Origin of the sequence: Desulfobacula phenolica, from assembly GCF_900105645.1 — a bacterium.
GTDB lineage: Bacteria > Desulfobacterota > Desulfobacteria > Desulfobacterales > Desulfobacteraceae > Desulfobacula > Desulfobacula toluolica.
The window spans coordinates 427490-445203 of sequence record NZ_FNLL01000002.1 but is presented as its reverse complement, the minus strand read 5'-3'; the positions used below and the strand labels follow the sequence as shown (position 1 = coordinate 445203).

Here is a 17714-nt window from a genome sequence, read left to right as displayed (position 1 = left end):
GAACCCTATTGTGCCACGCCTTTGAAAATGGCATTTTCATCCCCAAACATATCTTTAAATCGTAATTTTGAACCTTCACGAACACTTTGTGCCTGTTCTTCAGTAAGGTTGTGGGATTTGATCCATTTTTCAAGAAGATGGCCACCGGGAAGCCATCTTTCCATGGTCTCCTTTTCATAAACCCAGGCTTTATCTTCAACCCCAAGGGAATTTAAAATTTCCCAGACTTCGTCTCGTTGCCGTTCATCGCAGTATACGCACATCACACATTCTCCCAGTTCAAAGGCTGGGATCATTTCTCTGTCATATTTTACAGCTGGAATGTCATGAGAATCCACAAGGGGAGACATCTTTTGTGCCAGTCTGTCGAATTCTTCCTTTGTTCCAAACACCAGCCATTTGCCCCAGTGTGCCAGATATTCTTTGTTGGTCAGGGGTTTGCCCCTATAATTGATGTAATTGTATCGTTGATGGACATGCTCTTTGGGGAATATGAAAATAAAATGGGATTCCGGTCTGTCGACAATCATTTTCTCTTCCTTTTTTAAATGGTATCAAATTAATAGTATAAAATTAATGGTATTTAAAAAGGGGAGGTGCTATCCGGCAGCTGCAGCTGGAATAATACCTATGTGGTCACCATCGGATAAAGTGGTGCCTGTTCCTTGAAGATATCGTACATTTTCACCGTTGACATAGATATTGATGCTGTCATTAATGTCCCCGTTATGATTTATTAAAGTTTTTTTTATGCCGGACATGTCTTGATCAAGCAACTCAATGAGTTTTGCCAGATCACATCCGTCAGACAGAGATCTAACCGTATCTTTTTGGTCATGGTTCAGGCGCGCGAGGGATTTGGTTAACCGTATGGTAATTTCCATTTAGAATCTCCATGTTAACATTATTCAGCACAGCTCTGCATTGGTTTTAGCTGTTTTTTTTTATGTCTTCAGTGGGAAAAATTTCGTTTTCCTTTGTTGAGAAGGTTTCTCAGCAATGCGGGAAGCATGTCAATATTGTTTACAAATTGTACCAGCTTGCCATATTCAGCTTCCAATAATTTGGTGTCCTCTTCATTGCAGTTCACTCCAAGTGTTAACAGCAGCGCCCTGTTTTTTTTGCACAGTGAAATTGCTTCTTTAACCGGGCATCCCCAGTTTGATGCACCATCGGTGATATGAATAAAAATCGGTTTTTTATTTCGACCTTTTACTCGATTGATCATAGTCTTGATAATTTCACCGGATGCTGTTTTCCCATGGGGTTGAATGGTATAAAAACTGCCTTTTTGATATAATTCGGTAATCATGCAGGTGTTTCTGACTTCATTGTAGGCAAAAAGCCCGGCATTTTTATTGAATTTATGCACTGCCAGAAAAAGGGTTTGAAAAATTTCCTGTGTATGCTCCCATTTGTTGGTTGCCGCCATTGATCCGGTTGCATCTACAATAATGGTCAGGTCGTTTAACAGATTGAACTCATTTTTTTTGATATTAAAGATCGTTCCCGTGGTCTGAGCGCGGTACAATCTGCGTCGATCGATACTTCCGCTTGCCAGTCCCCGGTTGTAAATGCTTTTACGAATGGCCACGGATTTGAAGACGGAACTGAGATCCTGGAGCAGTTTTTTGTTGACAAAATTGTCTGCCGGCAGGACGATATGGTTTGTTTCCACGATAACAATGGAACTGTCAATGCCTTGATCTTTTTTCTTTTTTTCTTTGGTTGCTGGTGGTTGCTGCTTTACGACTTTTCCAAGTTTTTCCGAAAAAACAAGTTCGGGAGGAGATAATGCTTTTTGGATGCCCTTTAAGTGTTGTTTTTCCTGTTTCCTTGCCTGCAAAAAAATATCTGATTGATCAGTTGGCCAGAATTTTATATATGCAAATAATTTTTCCCAGACTTTAATATACAGATCAGCTCTGAAGTTGCATCGTTCCGTGATCCCGGAAATTTTTGAACACTCATTAATCAATGCCGGAACCATTGAGTTCAAAATTTTAATCGGCTTTTTATAAAATTTTTCAAGGCTTGCCGTTCCCATCATTCTTCGGGAAGACTGGTCTTTATACTCTTCTAAATATCTGGGTTCATGCCTGTTTGCCGCAATGTCCCACCAGATGGAAAAAAGTTCGGATAATGAAGGGGGATGTGAGGTGACATCCAGATTGTTTCCCACTTCACGTTCTCTTGCTTTTTCAGTGTAAACGCCGAACACACGCTTATTAGAAAGGCAGTCAAAATAAACTTTTTCGCATGTTTTAAAATACAATTCAAATTTATACATATACCGGAAGGATAAGTTCAGGCGGGATTTGGCAAGCTTTTCAGCATAGTCGCTCATTTCCATGTTTTTGTAGGCACGCTGTATGGCTTCGCCAATAAGCGTGTCTGTTTTGGCGGCGGGAATCGGGTACTTGCCGATGACCAGTGAAGGATCAATGATGATTTCACTTTCCATGGTATCTTTCCACGAAACCTTGCCTGCATTCCGTCCCACATGGGAGACGACTTTTCTTAATGAACTCAGAAGCTTTGCCAGTTCCAGAGTTTCAACAGGGGATTTATCCCTGCGCCAGAATTCCGAGTAGCCGCGCTCTCCTTTTATTTTAAAACATTGAATTACAGGAGAGGGAGGACTAAAGTTCTCCGTTGAATGACATCGGCATATTCCGTTTTTGTCAGGATTGTCTTTAGAAAATTCTGTATTCATGGTTGCCTTTTTCAAGATATCCATTTTTAACATGTAAGGACAAAAGAATGGATTCAAGGGTTTCCTTGCTCGTTTGCAGGCTTGTTATCAGCGCTTCTTTCAATGTGGCACCGGCAGCAACCATCTCTCCGATCATCAGTACCGTACGGGTTGAAACTTCCACTGAAAGTTCAAAATCGCTTCTAAGCGTGTTCACAGCATCAATGACTTCATTTGCCTGAACACTTGTGATGCCGGTTTTTTTAATTAAAACTTCTTTTTCAACTTCATTGGGAAGGTAGTCCATTAAAATAACATAGAATCTGTCTCGGAGTGCCGGATCAAGCAGTTCTGTTCCGACAAAATCATCACCCTCATTTAATGTCGCAAAAAAGATAACTCCTTCGGCTACTTCCAGAAGACCCAACTCGTCCATCCACACCTGACGGTCATCGGACAGAATGGAAAACAGCATGTTCAGGGCTTTGGGGTTTTCAGGCCGGTTGATTTCTTCCAGATGTATTACACAGTTTGGAGTTTGAAGGGCCTGTGGGAAAAGAAATTGTTTGTATTTTGTTTCTCCGTTTTCAAGAGCGTATTCTCCGAAAAGCTGGCCCGGTTCGGAGAGAATCCCCACCTGAAAAGTGGCAAGGGGTTTATTATGAACCGCAGCGAATTGACGGACAATGGAAGATTTTCCACAGCCCTGCCTGCCTGCAACAAGGATATTCACCGGATGTTTTTCTGAAATGGTATGGAGTTTATCCAGTATATTCAGAACATTGCTGTCTGCGTAAAAATAAGGATCAATTGAAGGAGGTTCTATTTCAGGAATGGATGGCGTGATGTTTTTTTGATAACTCATGTTATTACCTGTTTTTTTTATGTATCTTGATATATGAAACTTTTTAAAATCCAGACAGTGACTTTCATGTATTATTGTGAGGCAAACCAGAATGAAAGAGCAAGTCTGCCCCTGGCGGTTGTTTTAAGTCATGACGAAAGTTTCACTCGATGATTCAGTTTTTTATCTTGTTTTTTTTTTCAAAGCACCGTTATCAATATTCTTTGGCCTCTGTAAAAATTAATTCGCTGGATACTGAAACCTGTCAAGATGATAATCATTTTGGCAGGTTTAAAAGTCAAATGCTAAAAAATAAATCATCTAATTTAAGCATGTTCCGGTAGTTTTAACCTTGCTTTGTTCGTTTAATTGTGATTTCAGGGAAGGATTGTTCTCAACCCAGGCGATCCACATTTTAACCTCCAGGCCATAAGATTCCAGTATGGTTTTTGCTATGTTTGCCTTTTCTTCCGGGTAACTTTCACCAATGGGGAAAGGGTAATCAATCCCGACCAGGCGGTAGGATTGTCCTGCAAATGGATGGGCAGGAAGAAGATATAGGGTTTTAAGTCCCAATGATTTAACATATTTACCCGTTGCATGGATGTTTTCTTCAGAATCATTCACTCCTGGCAGAAGGGGCATTCTGATGTAGGTTGTCACATCATCCCGAAGAATTATTTTTTCAAGATTTTCTAAAATCAAATCATTTGGGACACCTGTAAAGGCAATGTGCTTGTTCCTGTCAAGGTGCTTGAGATCATATAAAACATAATCTGTATAATCCAGAATTTTTTCCAATATATCCCATGATTGATAACCGCTTGTATCAAGGGCCGTATTAATCCCTTTTGCTTTTGACGCTTTCAGCAGATCAAGAGCAAATTTGGGCTGTGCCGTAGGTTCTCCGCCTGAGATAGTCAGTCCGCCTCCTGATTCTTTATAAAAAGGGATGTCTTTTTCAACTTCTTTCATAACATCGTCAACCGTGACAAATTTGCCGCTGACAATAAGTGAATCAAAATCACATGCGTCAACACATTGAAAACAATCCAAACATTTTTCTTTGTTGATCTTAATAATTTTTGATCCTAATTTTCCTTTCCAGCCTTTCTGGCCCGGATATGTGGGTTCTTTTCTGATATCCTCCATGGCATCGGCAGGGCAAACATTCTTACAGTTTCCGCAGTTAATACAATTGGGCCAGAAATGAAAAACTTCCGGAAATTGGCGTATGCCTTCAGGATTATGACACCATTTGCAATTTAAACGGCATCCTTTCAAAAAAACAGTTGTCCTGATACCCGGTCCGTCATTTGCTGCAAACTGCTGAATATTGGTAATAATTCCAAAATCATTTTTCATTTTGCTGAACTCCTATCAATCCGCCTATTGTTGTTTGCCAAGGGCCGCCCTTACTGATAATTTTCTTATAATCTTCAACTTCTTCTTTAAAAATATTGGGAAAATGGTCAAAATATCTTTTTTCACCAAGGTTGTTGGTTTTTTTGGCGGCAAAGCTGTGAAAAGGCAACAGATCAATGCCTATAACACTATCGCCAAGAGGTTTTGCAAATGTTACAATATCTTTTGGATATTGCAGATCCCAGAAATTAACCGAATGGACAATAGGCAGTCTCAGCCTCATTTTAGTATTGCATTCAGCCAATTTTTTAGCATTTTCAAGAATCAGACGGTTGGATACGCCGGTCCATTTTTTATGTTTTTCATTATCCAGTTGTTTAATATCCAGCAGGACAAGGTCAACATATTTTAAAATGGATTTTATGGTATTCCAGTTTGCAAATCCCGTGGTATCCAGAACCGTATGCAGTCCTTCTTTTTTAGCCCTTTTTAAGAGAGACAGGGTCATGTCAGGATGCATGAGCGGTTCTCCTCCTGAAACAGTGAATCCGCCTCCGGACGATTCATAAAAAAGTGCATCTTTCATGACTTCCGTGAAAATTTCATCCACACTTCTCAAGGTGCTGGTTAATTTAAGGGCATCAAATGAACATGCGTCAACACACTTCATGCACCGGGTGCATTTATCCCTGTCGATCCTTGGCGGATCAACAGCTATTACTTCTTTTACTTCCGGTACATCAGGAATTTCTCTTTCTTTCTGCAAACTTGCAGGGATGGAACCATCTCCACCACCACCTCAGCAGTTGCCGGAAGGCTTTTCCTTGTATCTGACCCGGGGAGGGATTATGGCGTTTTCCGGACAGACTTGTGCACATGCACCGCATTTAGTGCATTTGTCCTCATAATGAAAAAATTCCTGATATGTATGGATGTTTTCAGGATTGTGGCACCATGCACAGTTGAGGGGACATCCTTTTAAAAAAACGGATGTCCGTATTCCAGGGCCATCATTGACTGAAAAACGTTGGATGTTCCCAACAAGATGTTTTATGTCTGAGTTGATTGCAGGGGTCATTTTAGGCCATCCTCAAATTTTATAAAACGTTATAACAGATTTTTAATGTCTTTCCAGGATTCACCGGCTTCAAACTTATCGCAAGCCTCCTGGTTTTTCTTTACCATCTTACCCTTTATGGCTGTATTGGTCTGCTGGCTATCAGCCAGTTGCATTCTTTCAACAAGGCATACGCCGGTTGAGGGATCCCCGGTAGGGGAAGGAGTCACGAATTTGCACTCTTTACAGGTCGGCATAACAAACCTCCTTTCCTAAATTTTATAATAGATTTTTAATATCTTTCCAGGATTCACCGGCTTCAAATTTAGGGCATGCTTCCATGGCTTTTTGTACCATTTTGCCCCTGATAGCTGTATTTGTTTGTTGTGAGGCAGCCAGTTGCATTCTTTCAACAAGGCATACGCCGGTTGTGGGATCACCGGTTGGGGACGGTGTGACAAACTTACATTCTTTACAAGTAGCCATAATACATACTCCTTTTAAACTGATAAAATACTTACTATTGATGTCATCCCCGGCCATATGCCGGGGATGATATCAATAGTTTGGGTTGGTTATCCTGCCATATCCTGTTCGGTACGGGCAATAATAGTATCCTGCGAGTACCTGGCAAGGTCAATAAATTTTGCGCTGTATCCGGCAATCCTTACAAGGGTGTCTGTATATTTTTCAGGTTCAATTTGAGCTGCTTTCATGTCTTCTTGGGAGATGACATTGAATTGAACATGATCAATTCCCAGAGAATGCCATGTTTTCATGTAGGCGTGCCAGAGATCAAAACCGGCATCGCTGTTCATCAAAACAGTTGAAAGCCTTTGGTTCAAAAGGATACCCTTGTGTTTGGAGGCATCAATTCTTGATACGGATTTTAAAACTGCTGTCGGACCTGATTTGTCACATCCCATGTAGGGTGAACAGCCGCCGTCATCCAGAGCTTCGCCGGCATGCCTTCCGTTTGCAGTAGCTGCAGTTTTCGGGCCGTTGACAATATAACCGGCAACGGACTGGGCCAGGGGCAGGGGATAGGTGCCTGAATAAGTGGTGTTTCTTTTCCACTCATCAGCAATCAGATCATAATATTTTGATGCGATTTCATCAGCGTAAGCGTCGTCATTACCAAACTTGGGAGCATTCCAGAAGTCAAGGCGCATTTCTTCTTTGCCTTCCCAGTTGTTTCTCAAGGCATCCATCAATTCGGCCATAGTATATTTTTTGTCTTCAAATACCAGTTTTTTAATGGCTGCCATGGAATCAATGACCACAACACTGCCGCCGATTACATTGTGCCATGGATTGGCAACTTCCGCCAGTTCATTGGCATCCATACCTTTTTCCACACATCCGTCGTCAATACTTGAAATAAATGGGCAGCACAGATATTTTGATTCCATTATCCGGCCCACATCTTTGGATCGCAGGCTTAATTCAATGGCATATCTCAACTGTAACTTAACTGCGTTCCAGACTTCGTCAAATGATTTGAAGTCTTCGCCGTTACCGGTTTCAGGTCCCAGCTGTATATTGGTGAAAAATTCATCAAATCCGTTGGTAAGGGCAATTTCCATAACCTTGGCCGGGTAAACATCTGATCCGCCCTCACTTCTTGTTTTCTGGGTTCCTCGACGGCCTGTGATGCCGGGAGACATGCATAAAACAAGTGCCCAGTCTCTGGCAACTTCTTCGGGGACGTTAAAGTATTTGATCAATTGCTGGGTATTGAGCTCATCATTTTTGATGGATGGGAATCCAAATCCTTTTTTCACACAATCAAATACTCTTTTCTTTGTTTCAATATTGCCTATCTCATTCCATCTGAAAGAAATGGACGGTTCTGTGGTAACAATACTTGAAGCAGCTTCCAGTATGCAGTTGGTGCAGTCGTTGCTGGCATCTGAGCCGTCCGGGTTGATACCGCCCAGGGTAAGTATAAACAGGTCGTTGGAGCCGGCAAAAAATTCTCGAAGCTGCCTTCCTTTTGTGCTGCCATGTTCAGATACTTTTAGTCTTTCACATTCAAAAAGTTCTACGGCTTCTTCTCTTGTCATGGGCTGCTCTGTTTTTTCAATTACACTCTTCTGAAAATAGGGCCAGAGCATTTTGTCTTCTTTTTGACCGTAGCCGCTGCTGTAGCGTTCTATGGAGTGGCATAACAGGTAGGTAAACCATTTGGACTGCATGGCATCCTTGAGACCTCTTGCAGGATAAGCCGGAACGTGTCTGCAGATATCTGCGATTTCAAGAAGTTCTTCTTTTCTTTTGGGGTCGGTTAAAAAATTTTCCGCCATGATTTTGGCCAGCCTGGCATATCTTTGAGCCCAGGCTACAACTGCTTTCATGGCAATTAGCATGGCATTCCACTGGTCAATTTTATCCAGATAATGAAGGTTTTCCTGGCCGTTCCATGGGGATTTGCGCATTTCAGCGTTTGCGTCGGCAATCTTTTGTTCAACTTCTTCTATTCTTTTGATCAGGCCGTCTTCAAGAACTGCTTCATAAGTCGGTACAATGCTTGAAAATGCGGTTACAAACATGGGAGGCTGCACGGTTGTTGCAGAATACATAACACCGATTTCTTCAGGTGTAAAATATTTTTCCCCTTTGGTCTGGATAGTATAGGGTCGCCAGTATTCTGCGATTTCCCGCATTTCATCTTTATGGTCGCAATACTGACTTTCAACCATATCTACGGTGGCAAAATAAGAAAGTTCCGGATACATGGGGAAATAATCGGGATGCTCTGTGTTGGCACCAACGATCAGTTCGTCATCCTGAATATGAATAGTGATGTTTTTAAGGATCTTTTCAAGTCCCCTGGCCCTTGCAATGCAATTGGACTCTCCCACATTTTCTTTATGGGACTGGGTAATCAATCTGGCACGTTCAACTCCGGCTCTTACGCCTGCATGAACATATTCTCCACCTGCTACATGTTTAAAGCGGCATCTGTTTTTAAGTCTTGCGGTTCTTTCTGTTGTCGGTGTGGCGACTGTTGGCATAACATCTCCTCCTGTCTGGCATCAAAATTTTTTTAAATAGATTTTAGGTATGCGTCAAATCCAATGGCCTTTAAGGCTAGTTGATTTTAGGGCTGAGATGCTCACAGGCGTCGCTATTCTTGAATACCGGCCTGGACAACCAGAATTTACCCTTTGTATCTTCCTGTTGTCTTACGCAATCCCCTTTATCCGGTTCAAAATCCATATCCTCTTCTGGAATTGGAAAGAAAAAAGCGCATTTCTCACATTTTGACATTTGATCCTCCTTGCTGTAAATTGTTAATTTTTAACCTTTTTAAATCTGGTCTAAGGTTAAACAACGTATTGCAAAACTCGCTTCGGCGGATTGCATTATTTAGTCACGTCTCCAAAAAAAAATAATTATAATTTTCAGAAACATGTTAACTAACTTAAAATATATATCCCAAAGTAAATAATAATACCTATTAAAAAATAATCATTAGTTTTTCAGAAATTGCTGCGTCAAAATTATAACAACATAATAATATATCAAAAACAAAAGTTGATTTTTTTTAAGTTATTGAATTGGATTTAAAAGAACTGAGGAATATTCAACCAATTTGAGTTTATTTTGTCAAGAACTATTTTTATTTTATTTTATTAAAATATAATCAAATGATTTTGCACAAGATATAATGGTATGAAATATCTATTTTTTTGGCTGTAATATTAAATAGATATGATTTTGCATGGCGGCAGCCATAATCGGATATAAAATAAATTTAATGGTTATTATTTTGATAAAATTGTCTTGAATTGACCTCAAAAAGAAAAATGTTGAATCGGATTCAAAAAATTCGTATAATTGGGTATTGTGAGTATAATATATTTTTGTTAAATGAGAATAAAATTAGGTCAATAATGACAATAAAGAAATAAAATTAACTTATGCAAAACTATTATAGTGAAAAATTAGGAGAAAATAGCTGAATGGCTAATAATAATGGAAAAAAACAAGCCATACTTCGGGCCGGCCAGGAAGTGTTTGCGCAAAAAGGTCTTGTAAATTCAACTATTTCTGAAATAGCAAAACGTGCAAAGGTTGGAGATTCAATCATCTACCATTATTTTGAGAATAAAGAGGATCTGCTTTTTTCCGCGCTTCAAGAGCTTATGGAAAAATCATATAAAGAACTTTTATTTCATTTTAAGGGACTTATGGGGCCGGTCTCTCATCTGGGCAAGATGGTTTGGTTTCATCTTTATCAGAATGATTTTAGTTCCGGGGATGCTAGGTTGATGAAGAATCTGTTGTTCGAATGCCGTTCAAACAAAGAGTTTTATCATCATGCCGGGTATAAATCTCTTCAAAAATATGCCGGCTTGATGCTGGCTATTTTAAAAAAAGGTATAAAAGAGAAATATTTCAGGGATGACCTTGATCTTGGAATAGTAAGGGATATGATTTTTGGTTTTTTGGATGAAGAGTCTTTAAGTTGTCTTGCCTACAGGGAGGTTGATGAAACATTATCGGATTTTGAATCCATCATGTCTCTTATAATGGCTATGATAGGAGTTGGGTCTGATGCCGTTGCAAATGTTAATCCTGGCATATCGAATCCAGGGGTAACAGGGGTTAGTGATGCTGTTAAATCAGATAAGGCGGAAAGGGTTAGAGAAGCGTCGATTTCAATTTTTGCTCAAAAGGGACACAGAAAGGCTACAATGCTTGAGATAGCTGAAAAAGCCGGAGTTGCAGAGGGCACGATATATGAGTACTTTAAGAATAAAAACGATTTGTTGTATTCCATTCCCCGAGATCAGTTTAAGGAGTATCAGTACAGGCTTAAGAGAGTGTTTGATCCAAAGAATCCCGTTGATAAGCTCAGGCGGTTTATTGGTGATTATTTTCGTATTTTTTCATCTAATAAAGAATTTTTAACAATTTTTTTGTGTGACATTAAGCTGAATAAACAATTTTATAATACCGAGGCTTTTGTTGCTTTTCTAAACACCAATGAAATGCTGTATGAGATTTTAAATGAAGGCAAGGAGTCTGGTGCGTTTCGCTCTGATCTTAACAACAGGGTTTTTAGGAACTTATTTTTAGGCAGTTTTTCCCACCTTTCCATTCGGTGGTATGTTTTAGAGCGAGTTACCCCTCTTGAAATGATGGGAGAACTTTCCATGATAACATCTCTTTTGTGCCGGGCCGTAACACGGGAGGTTGAAAACGTGTTTGAAAATATTTAATTTTATGTGGGATGGTATTTATAATGTCTAGGTATTAGATGTTTCAAATGGATTGTGTGTAAGGATGGAGAGCGGTTATGCTGCTTTCCATTTTTTTTTGTTTGCTATTGCTGTTGTTTTGTTAACCTTTTTTTTTGTGTTCTGTTTTTGGATGGTAAACAGATAATTTTAAGGTCTGAGGCGCATTCGATTTTTTTTTAAATCAAATAATCAGCAGAAAATCATATATTTGATGAGAATTCAACATCTAAAAGGTCTCGAATATTTTATTTTAAAAAGTGATTGGGATAGCTTGTCGAATTTGTTTTTATTGTTCTATGTATTTTAAATCTTTTAAAATCAATGCTTTATATTGTTATTATATTTTTTATATCCAAATATCTGCGGTAAAATTTAGAAAAATCTTTTTTAAAGACTTGACAGTCTAAAATCCATATGGTTGAATAATCCTCAATAATAATTTAATCAGAGTATCTTTCAGATAGATAAATGCAGGGTATGGATACAATACTGATGTAAATCAATATGATAGCGGAAATCAAGCAACTGATTTTCGTTCAAAGCGTTTAAAAAGGAGAACAGATGGCGGAAAAAAAGAAAACCAAAAAAAAAGAGAAAGAGCCGGATATCACATTTTATCATCCAGATCTGCTTGAGATTCCAGAAGATGGATTGCCGTACCTGAAAGGGTATAAATGCAAAAAATGTGGTCAACTTGATTTTCCCAAATTAACACCGTGTCCCACTTGCTGGGGTGAAGAATTTGATGTAGTCCCCTTGTCAAGAAAGGGAATTCTTTACAGCTTTTCCGATCTTTATATCGGACAGCCGGGTTTGGAAACTCCTTATATTTGCGGGTATATTGATTTGCCCGAAAACATCAGGATTTTTGCCATGCTCAAAGGGGAAGTGAATACATTTAAATGTGATGAGGAAGTTGAACTGGTTACAGGCCCGATAAGAATGAATGCAGATGGTCTTCCGATCATCAGTTATATGTTCCAGAAAGTTTAGGAGACGTACATGAAATTACAGAGAGATGTATATATAGCCGGAGTTGGAGAGACTGTTTTTGGCAGACATAAAATGGATTATGATGAACTTGGACGCATGGCTGCTTTTCAGGCAATTAAAGCTTCTAATATTGAAGGACCTGGAATGATTCAGAGTGCCTATGTGGGAAATGCCCATAATGGTATCGTTACAGGCCAGACTATTTTTAAGGATATCGGTATTTGCGGTACAGCTCCAATTATCAATGTGGAAAGCGCGTGTTCAGCCGGTGCCATGGCGGTTCATTTGGCAATCAAAGATGTTGCCTATGGGCTGACGGAATTGTCCATGGGTGTCGGGGCTGAAAACCATACCCTGAGAAGAAAAAGCGGAACGGCATTCATGCCGGCAATGAACGATATTGAAGCGGTTCATGGCGGAGTTATGACCGGTAAATACGCTATGCGCGCAACTCGCTATATGCACGAAACCGGTGCCACCATTGAAGATCTTGCTTTGATCACACAAAAAAGCCGTCGTCATGCCACAAACAACCCCCATGCATCTTTTGGTGGAGAATACAGTATTGATGAGATCATTAATTCAAGAATGGTGGCCTATCCTCTGACGCTGCATCAGTGCTGCGGTATTGTTGATGGTGCAGGTGCCGTAGTGGTTTGCTCCGAGGAAATGATCAAAAAACTGGGAATTAAAAAACCGGTTAAGGTAAGAGGTTCTGTTGTAACTTCCGGTCCATATCACAACCGGCCAAGGGATATTACAGGTGACGATATCACTGAAATGACTTCGGAAATGCTTTACGAAGAGTCTGGAATCGGTCCAAAAGAAGTCGATATCCTGGAATTGCATGATGCTTTTACCATTGCAGAATTACTTTACTATGAATGTATGCAGCTGTGTGATAAAGGAGACGGCCTGAAATTTTTGAGAGACGGTCAGTCAACTTATGGCGGACAGTGTGTGGTAAGTCCCAGGGGCGGAATGTTGTCCTATGGTCATCCCATCGGAGCCTCAGGTGCAGCCCAGGTTGCAGCCCAGGTAAAACAACTCAGGGGAGAGTGCAAAGGTTATCAGGTTGAACCGATTCCTAAAGTTGCCATGACCCATGTAACCGGCGGTGGCTTGTCTGGTACGGAACACGCGGCATGTACAATGCATATGCTTACAAGTGATTGGTAAGATACTGCTCTGAAAATCTTTAAAATGAATTTTTTAAATAAAAAAGGAGATTTTAAAAATGGAAACCTTTAAAGACAGGGTTGTATTGATTGAGTCGGTTGGTGATGAAATTTCATATGCAATCGCTGCTAATCTGGCATCAAAAGGAGCAAAACTTGCTGTCCTTGATATTGATGGCAAAAATACATCCAATATGGTGTCAAAACTCAAAGAAATCAATGTCGAAGCTTTTGGTGTAACCGCAGATCCTGCAGACTGTACCGGTGCAAAACAGGCGATTGCCAGTATTGTGGAAAAATACGGAAAAATTGATATTTTGATCAACAATTCAGATTATATCGTTAAAAGCGAGATTGTGAATACAAAGGCTCAAAACTGGTATCAAGGTGCAAAAAGTAATATAGATCCCGCTTATTTTATGTGCAGAGAAGTGATTCCGGTCATGCGAAAACAAGGTTATGGCAGAATTATCAATATTGGAAGTGTTGAGTATCTTGGATTGCCCAACACCTCTTTATACAGTGCTGCAAAATCTTCAATGCTCGGATTTACCAGATCCCTCGCACTTGAAACGGCAAAGGATGGTATTACGGTCAACTGGATTGTTAAAGGAACTATACAGTCCTCAGACATGTCTGAAGAGCAGGTGGAAAAGCTTGCAGCTAAAGTTCCGGTAAAAAAATTAGGGACACCCGATGATGTAGCAGGCGCCGTATCCTTTTTTGCCGCTGATACATCAAAATTTATAACAGGTCAGACATTTTTTGTCTGTGGCGGAAAAAGTCTGTCTTTTTCCATGTCGATTTAACGTCCTGTTATGATAAATTATGATATGTGGAGGTAAAGAATGGGAGTTGAAAACAGAGTAGCAATAATTACAGGTTCCGCCAGTGGAATGGGTAAAGATACCGCATTTATGCTGGCAAAAAATGGTGCCAAAGTCGTTATTAACGATATTGCTGAAGACAAAGTAGATCAAACCGCCAAGGAAATGCGGGATGCCGGATATGATGCCATAGGCATTGTAGCTGATATCTCAAATAAAGCTGCGGTTGAATCCATGGTGAGTGAAACCGTTAAAACATTCGGTTCCATAGATATCCTTGTTAATAATGCAGGTATGGAAAGAGCAGGTGCGTTAAGAAAACTTTCCGAAGCAGATTGGGATATCACTTTGAATGTCAATCTTAAAGGACCTTTTCTATGCAGCCAGGCAGTTCATGGCCATATGGTTGAACAAAATAGAGGACGTATTATTAATATTGCATCCCGTGCATGGCTTGGCGGTATGGGCCAGGCTCCCTACTCATCGGCAAAAGCCGGCATGGTTGGATTGACAAGAACACTGGCTCTGGAGCTGGGTAGAAAGGGAGTCACCTCAAATTGTATCGCACCGGGACTTATCCTTACACCCTTATGGTATGAACTCCCGGAAAAGACCAGGAATTTTCTGGAGGCCAAACAGCCTTCAGGCAGCATCGGAGCAGGAGACGATATTGCCAATACCGTGCTTTATCTTGCTGATGACGATACCGGTTATGTAACAGGTCAGGTGTTGTATGTGTGTGGTGGAAGAAGCTTGTTTTCAGGATGATAACCAACAGTTTAGAAATTAAAAATATGAGACACCGGTCTTTTGTATTCGGGTTTTAGAATGTCATAATTAAATAAAGAGTGATGGACTGGTAAAAAGTCAGAATGAGCATTTTTCAGCTATATACTACTGGGTACTGGATAAATTTGACCCCATTTCCTGTAGTTAAAACTTGCTCGCTGACTTTTTACAGGACCATCAAAATTAGGAGGTAAAGCAATGGAAGGTGAACTTAAAAACAGATCCCTATCTGATGTGAAAGTGCTGGATTTCACAGGAGAACTGGGACCCTACGCTTCAAAACTTTATGCTGGACTGGGGGCTGAGGTGATTCACCTTGAACCAATAACCGGTGATCCTTTGCGTAAAAAAGGGCCTTTTTATAAAGGTGAAAAAGACAACATGGAAGCCAGCCTTCAATTCCTCTATTATAATGGCAATAAAAAAAGCCTGGTAGTGGATCTTCATAGGCCGGAGGGACAGGAAATTTTTTTAAAACTGATCGAGAATATTGATATTTTTATGGAGAGTTGTGTGCCGGGCTATTTGGATAGTCTGGGGCTTTCTTATGAAAAGCTCAAAAAAATCAATCCAAAGCTTGTTCAAACATCCATCACACCTTATGGCTGTGTCGGACCCTATAAGGATTATCCCGGATCAGATCTTACCTGCTCTGCAATGGGAGGTTTTTTATATCTTGCCGGTATTGATAATGACAAACCTGTGAGAGCTTGTGACAACCAGGCCTACAGAATGGCTGAATCCTATGCGGCAGTCGGCAGTTCAATCGCTTTATTATATGCTAAGAGAACCGGAAAAGGTCAGTTTGTTGATGTGTCTGCCATGGAATCCGTGGGCATGGCTCTTGAAAATGCAGCACAATACTGGGATCTGGAAGGTTCTATCCGGCGTGGCAGGGGAAAAGAAGCTGGTTCTGCTACTGTCCATCCCTGTAAAGACGGTCATTTGGCCATTGTTGCCATAATGGGAAAAAACAAGAATATGTGGGATTCCTTTGTCCAGTGGATGAAAGATGAAAATGTGGAAGAACGAGAAGTGTTTGATGACCCAAGATGGATTGAACCTGCTTATAGAAGATCTGATGAAGGGTATGAAACTTTTTGCAGGATTTTTCATCGGTTTACAATGCAACACGATAAAATGACTCTGTATGAAAAAGGACAGGCCAGCCGAGTAGCCATTTCTCCGGTTAGTAATGGAAAGGATCTGCTTGAGAATCCACAACTGAAGCATAGAAATTTCTGGCAGACCATTGAACATGAAAATCTTGACGGAGGAGAAGTAACCTTTCCCGGAGCGCCTTATGAATTTGGTGAACTGGACTGGCGTTTTGGTTTTCCAGCACCACGGTTTGGAGAGCATACCGCTCAAATTTTAGAAAGTCTTAATTATACTGGCGAAGAAATTACTGTTTTTTCAAAGGAGGGAATTATAAATGTCTAATTTTGAAAAAGCATTAGAAGGACTTGTTGTATGCGATTTTTCATGGGTTGGTGCAGGTCCGATTACCACAAACGTATTAGGGCAGTGTGGTGCCGAGATTATCAAGATTGAAAGCCTGAAACGACCTGATATTCTGAGAAAAGGCGGACCATTCAAGGACGGGATTGCAGAAGGCTTTGAGCGAAGCGGTTATTTTGCAAACAGAAATCCCAACAAAAAGTGCATCTCCCTGAACATGAGACAGGCCAAAGCGCGTGATGTAGCGATTCGCTTGATAGAAAAAAGTGATATCATTATTAACAATTTTCGCGTAGGGCAGATGGAAAAATGGAACCTCGGGTGGGAAGATGTTAAAAAAATAAATCCCCGTATTATTTATGTGACAATGAGTTTACAGGGAATAGACGGACCCCATAAATCCTATATGGGATTCGGGGTTAACCTGAATGCACTTTGCGGATTAACAGCACAGGCTTGTATGCCGGGCAAAAATCCTTTTGGCACCGGTACCAATTACACGGACCATGTCATGGTTCCGAGCCACACTCTTTTTGGAATAATGGCGGCCTTGCTTCAGCGTGAAAAAACAGGCAAGGGACAGACCGTTGAAGTGTCTCAGCTTGAGTCGGCCATTGCCATGAAACCCATTGACAGCATGCTGTATGCGGCAAACAAAGAGATTCTGGGTGGGATGGGATGCAGTGATCCCGATGCTGCTCCGCATGGTGTGTATGAAACACTCGGGTACAGGAAATGGCTTGCCATTGCCGTATTTACGGATGATGAATGGACAGGATTTAAAACAGTAATGGGAAATCCTGCCTGGGCCGAAGATGAAAAATTTGCCACTCTGGCAAGCAGAAAAGAAAACGAAGATGAACTGAACAGATATGTTGAAGAGTGGACAAAAGATAAATATGCGGCAACACTGATGCGGCAATTGCTGGCTCACGGTGTGAGGGCCGGTGTTGTAAATGATGCCAGGGCTGCCATAGAGGATGAACATCTTATCGAACGTAATTTTTGGTCATATCTGAATCATTCCGAGGTCGGACGAACGCTTTATAACAGAGCGCCCATAATGTTTTCCGAAACACCAATTGAAATGAAAACAGCAGCTCCGCTTCTGGGTGAGCATACTGACGAGGTGTTAACCGGCTTTTTAGGGTATACAAATGAAGAACTTGAACAGCTTAAAGCCGAGGATGTGCTGACCTGATAAAAATGAAATAACATTTTTATGATATTTATTTAAACCGTATAAAAAAAAG

At 40.6% G+C, this 17714-nt stretch carries 18 protein-coding genes; 7 read left to right on the top strand and 11 right to left on the bottom strand.

Going from position 1 to position 17714, the window contains the following annotated elements; translation table 11 throughout:
• Positions 1 to 5 precede the first annotated feature (5 nt).
• The 11 genes from BLT94_RS04425 to BLT94_RS04380 all read right to left on the bottom strand — a co-directional run bounded on the left by BLT94_RS04425 (position 6) and on the right by BLT94_RS04380 (position 9234).
• Positions 6 to 530, bottom strand: coding sequence for a hypothetical protein (locus tag BLT94_RS04425; protein WP_014956004.1), 525 nt, complete (start codon positions 528 to 530; stop codon positions 6 to 8).
• 69 nt (positions 531 to 599) lie between these two features.
• Positions 600 to 884, bottom strand: coding sequence for a MoaD/ThiS family protein (locus BLT94_RS04420; protein WP_014956005.1), 285 nt, complete (start codon positions 882 to 884; stop codon positions 600 to 602).
• 68 nt (positions 885 to 952) lie between these two features.
• Positions 953 to 2716, bottom strand: coding sequence for a vWA domain-containing protein (locus BLT94_RS04415; RefSeq protein ID WP_245742940.1), 1764 nt, complete (start codon positions 2714 to 2716; stop codon positions 953 to 955).
• Positions 2697 to 3560, bottom strand: coding sequence for an AAA family ATPase (locus BLT94_RS04410; protein WP_092230840.1), 864 nt, complete (start codon positions 3558 to 3560; stop codon positions 2697 to 2699). Before BLT94_RS04410 ends, BLT94_RS04415 begins: the two co-directional genes overlap by 20 nt.
• A gap of 300 nt (positions 3561 to 3860) precedes the next feature.
• On the bottom strand, positions 3861 to 4904 hold the full coding sequence (locus tag BLT94_RS04405) for a glycyl-radical enzyme activating protein (protein ID WP_092230838.1): 1044 nt from the start codon (positions 4902 to 4904) through the stop codon (positions 3861 to 3863).
• Positions 4894 to 5670, bottom strand: coding sequence for a glycyl-radical enzyme activating protein (locus BLT94_RS04400; RefSeq protein ID WP_175530268.1), 777 nt, complete (start codon positions 5668 to 5670; stop codon positions 4894 to 4896). Before BLT94_RS04400 ends, BLT94_RS04405 begins: the two co-directional genes overlap by 11 nt.
• Before the next feature lie 33 nt (positions 5671 to 5703).
• Positions 5704 to 5982: a 4Fe-4S binding protein gene (locus BLT94_RS21920; RefSeq protein WP_173391112.1), complete on the bottom strand. Its 279-nt coding sequence runs from the start codon at positions 5980 to 5982 to the stop codon at positions 5704 to 5706.
• Positions 5983 to 6011: 29 nt separating this feature from the next.
• Positions 6012 to 6218, bottom strand: a complete 207-nt coding sequence (locus BLT94_RS04395) for a hydrogenase (RefSeq protein WP_092230835.1) — start codon at positions 6216 to 6218, stop codon at positions 6012 to 6014.
• A 22-nt stretch (positions 6219 to 6240) separates the two neighbouring features.
• Positions 6241 to 6447: a hydrogenase gene (locus BLT94_RS04390; protein WP_092231122.1), complete on the bottom strand. Its 207-nt coding sequence runs from the start codon at positions 6445 to 6447 to the stop codon at positions 6241 to 6243.
• Between the two features lie 89 nt (positions 6448 to 6536).
• A complete protein-coding gene (locus BLT94_RS04385) occupies positions 6537 to 8978 on the bottom strand; it encodes a glycyl radical protein (RefSeq protein WP_092230832.1) in 2442 nt (813 codons plus the stop codon).
• Positions 8979 to 9054: 76 nt separating this feature from the next.
• The gene (locus BLT94_RS04380) at positions 9055 to 9234 is read right to left on the bottom strand and encodes a benzylsuccinate synthase gamma subunit family protein (RefSeq protein ID WP_014956013.1); all 180 of its coding nucleotides are present in this window, start codon (positions 9232 to 9234) and stop codon (positions 9055 to 9057) included.
• 695 nt (positions 9235 to 9929) lie between these two features.
• Here BLT94_RS04380 and BLT94_RS04375 point away from each other — a divergent pair.
• The 7 genes from BLT94_RS04375 to BLT94_RS04345 all read left to right on the top strand — a co-directional run bounded on the left by BLT94_RS04375 (position 9930) and on the right by BLT94_RS04345 (position 17662).
• Positions 9930 to 11192 (top strand): TetR/AcrR family transcriptional regulator, encoded by a 1263-nt coding sequence (locus tag BLT94_RS04375; RefSeq protein WP_092230829.1) that lies wholly within the window; start codon positions 9930 to 9932, stop codon positions 11190 to 11192.
• Between the two features lie 582 nt (positions 11193 to 11774).
• Entirely contained in the window at positions 11775 to 12206 is a 432-nt protein-coding gene (locus BLT94_RS04370) for a Zn-ribbon domain-containing OB-fold protein (protein WP_014956015.1), read from the top strand.
• 9 nt (positions 12207 to 12215) lie between these two features.
• Positions 12216 to 13385, top strand: a complete 1170-nt coding sequence (locus BLT94_RS04365) for a thiolase family protein (RefSeq protein WP_092230826.1) — start codon at positions 12216 to 12218, stop codon at positions 13383 to 13385.
• Positions 13386 to 13443: 58 nt separating this feature from the next.
• Positions 13444 to 14193: an SDR family NAD(P)-dependent oxidoreductase gene (locus BLT94_RS04360; RefSeq protein WP_014956017.1), complete on the top strand. Its 750-nt coding sequence runs from the start codon at positions 13444 to 13446 to the stop codon at positions 14191 to 14193.
• Between the two features lie 39 nt (positions 14194 to 14232).
• A complete protein-coding gene (locus BLT94_RS04355; protein ID WP_014956018.1) occupies positions 14233 to 14979 on the top strand; it encodes an SDR family NAD(P)-dependent oxidoreductase in 747 nt (248 codons plus the stop codon).
• 219 nt (positions 14980 to 15198) lie between these two features.
• Positions 15199 to 16443 carry a CaiB/BaiF CoA transferase family protein gene (locus BLT94_RS04350; RefSeq protein ID WP_014956019.1) on the top strand — a complete coding sequence of 415 codons (1245 nt, stop codon included), beginning with the start codon at positions 15199 to 15201 and terminating at the stop codon, positions 16441 to 16443.
• The gene (locus BLT94_RS04345) at positions 16436 to 17662 is read left to right on the top strand and encodes a CaiB/BaiF CoA transferase family protein (protein ID WP_014955679.1); all 1227 of its coding nucleotides are present in this window, start codon (positions 16436 to 16438) and stop codon (positions 17660 to 17662) included. The genes BLT94_RS04350 and BLT94_RS04345 overlap by 8 nt, the downstream gene beginning before the upstream one ends.
• Positions 17663 to 17714 lie beyond the last annotated feature (52 nt).

Coding starts and splice junctions, on each gene's coding strand:
- BLT94_RS04425 (WP_014956004.1), bottom strand. CDS start 530: ATGATTGTCGACAGACCGGAATCCCATTTTATTTTCATATTCCCCAAA.
- BLT94_RS04420 (WP_014956005.1), bottom strand. CDS start 884: ATGGAAATTACCATACGGTTAACCAAATCCCTCGCGCGCCTGAACCAT.
- BLT94_RS04415 (WP_245742940.1), bottom strand. CDS start 2,716: ATGAATACAGAATTTTCTAAAGACAATCCTGACAAAAACGGAATATGC.
- BLT94_RS04410 (WP_092230840.1), bottom strand. CDS start 3,560: ATGAGTTATCAAAAAAACATCACGCCATCCATTCCTGAAATAGAACCT.
- BLT94_RS04405 (WP_092230838.1), bottom strand. CDS start 4,904: ATGAAAAATGATTTTGGAATTATTACCAATATTCAGCAGTTTGCAGCA.
- BLT94_RS21920 (WP_173391112.1), bottom strand. CDS start 5,982: ATGACCCCTGCAATCAACTCAGACATAAAACATCTTGTTGGGAACATC.
- BLT94_RS04395 (WP_092230835.1), bottom strand. CDS start 6,218: ATGCCGACCTGTAAAGAGTGCAAATTCGTGACTCCTTCCCCTACCGGG.
- BLT94_RS04390 (WP_092231122.1), bottom strand. CDS start 6,447: ATGGCTACTTGTAAAGAATGTAAGTTTGTCACACCGTCCCCAACCGGT.
- BLT94_RS04385 (WP_092230832.1), bottom strand. CDS start 8,978: ATGCCAACAGTCGCCACACCGACAACAGAAAGAACCGCAAGACTTAAA.
- BLT94_RS04380 (WP_014956013.1), bottom strand. CDS start 9,234: ATGTCAAAATGTGAGAAATGCGCTTTTTTCTTTCCAATTCCAGAAGAG.
- BLT94_RS04375 (WP_092230829.1), top strand. CDS start 9,930: ATGGCTAATAATAATGGAAAAAAACAAGCCATACTTCGGGCCGGCCAG.
- BLT94_RS04370 (WP_014956015.1), top strand. CDS start 11,775: ATGGCGGAAAAAAAGAAAACCAAAAAAAAAGAGAAAGAGCCGGATATC.
- BLT94_RS04365 (WP_092230826.1), top strand. CDS start 12,216: ATGAAATTACAGAGAGATGTATATATAGCCGGAGTTGGAGAGACTGTT.
- BLT94_RS04360 (WP_014956017.1), top strand. CDS start 13,444: ATGGAAACCTTTAAAGACAGGGTTGTATTGATTGAGTCGGTTGGTGAT.
- BLT94_RS04355 (WP_014956018.1), top strand. CDS start 14,233: ATGGGAGTTGAAAACAGAGTAGCAATAATTACAGGTTCCGCCAGTGGA.
- BLT94_RS04350 (WP_014956019.1), top strand. CDS start 15,199: ATGGAAGGTGAACTTAAAAACAGATCCCTATCTGATGTGAAAGTGCTG.
- BLT94_RS04345 (WP_014955679.1), top strand. CDS start 16,436: ATGTCTAATTTTGAAAAAGCATTAGAAGGACTTGTTGTATGCGATTTT.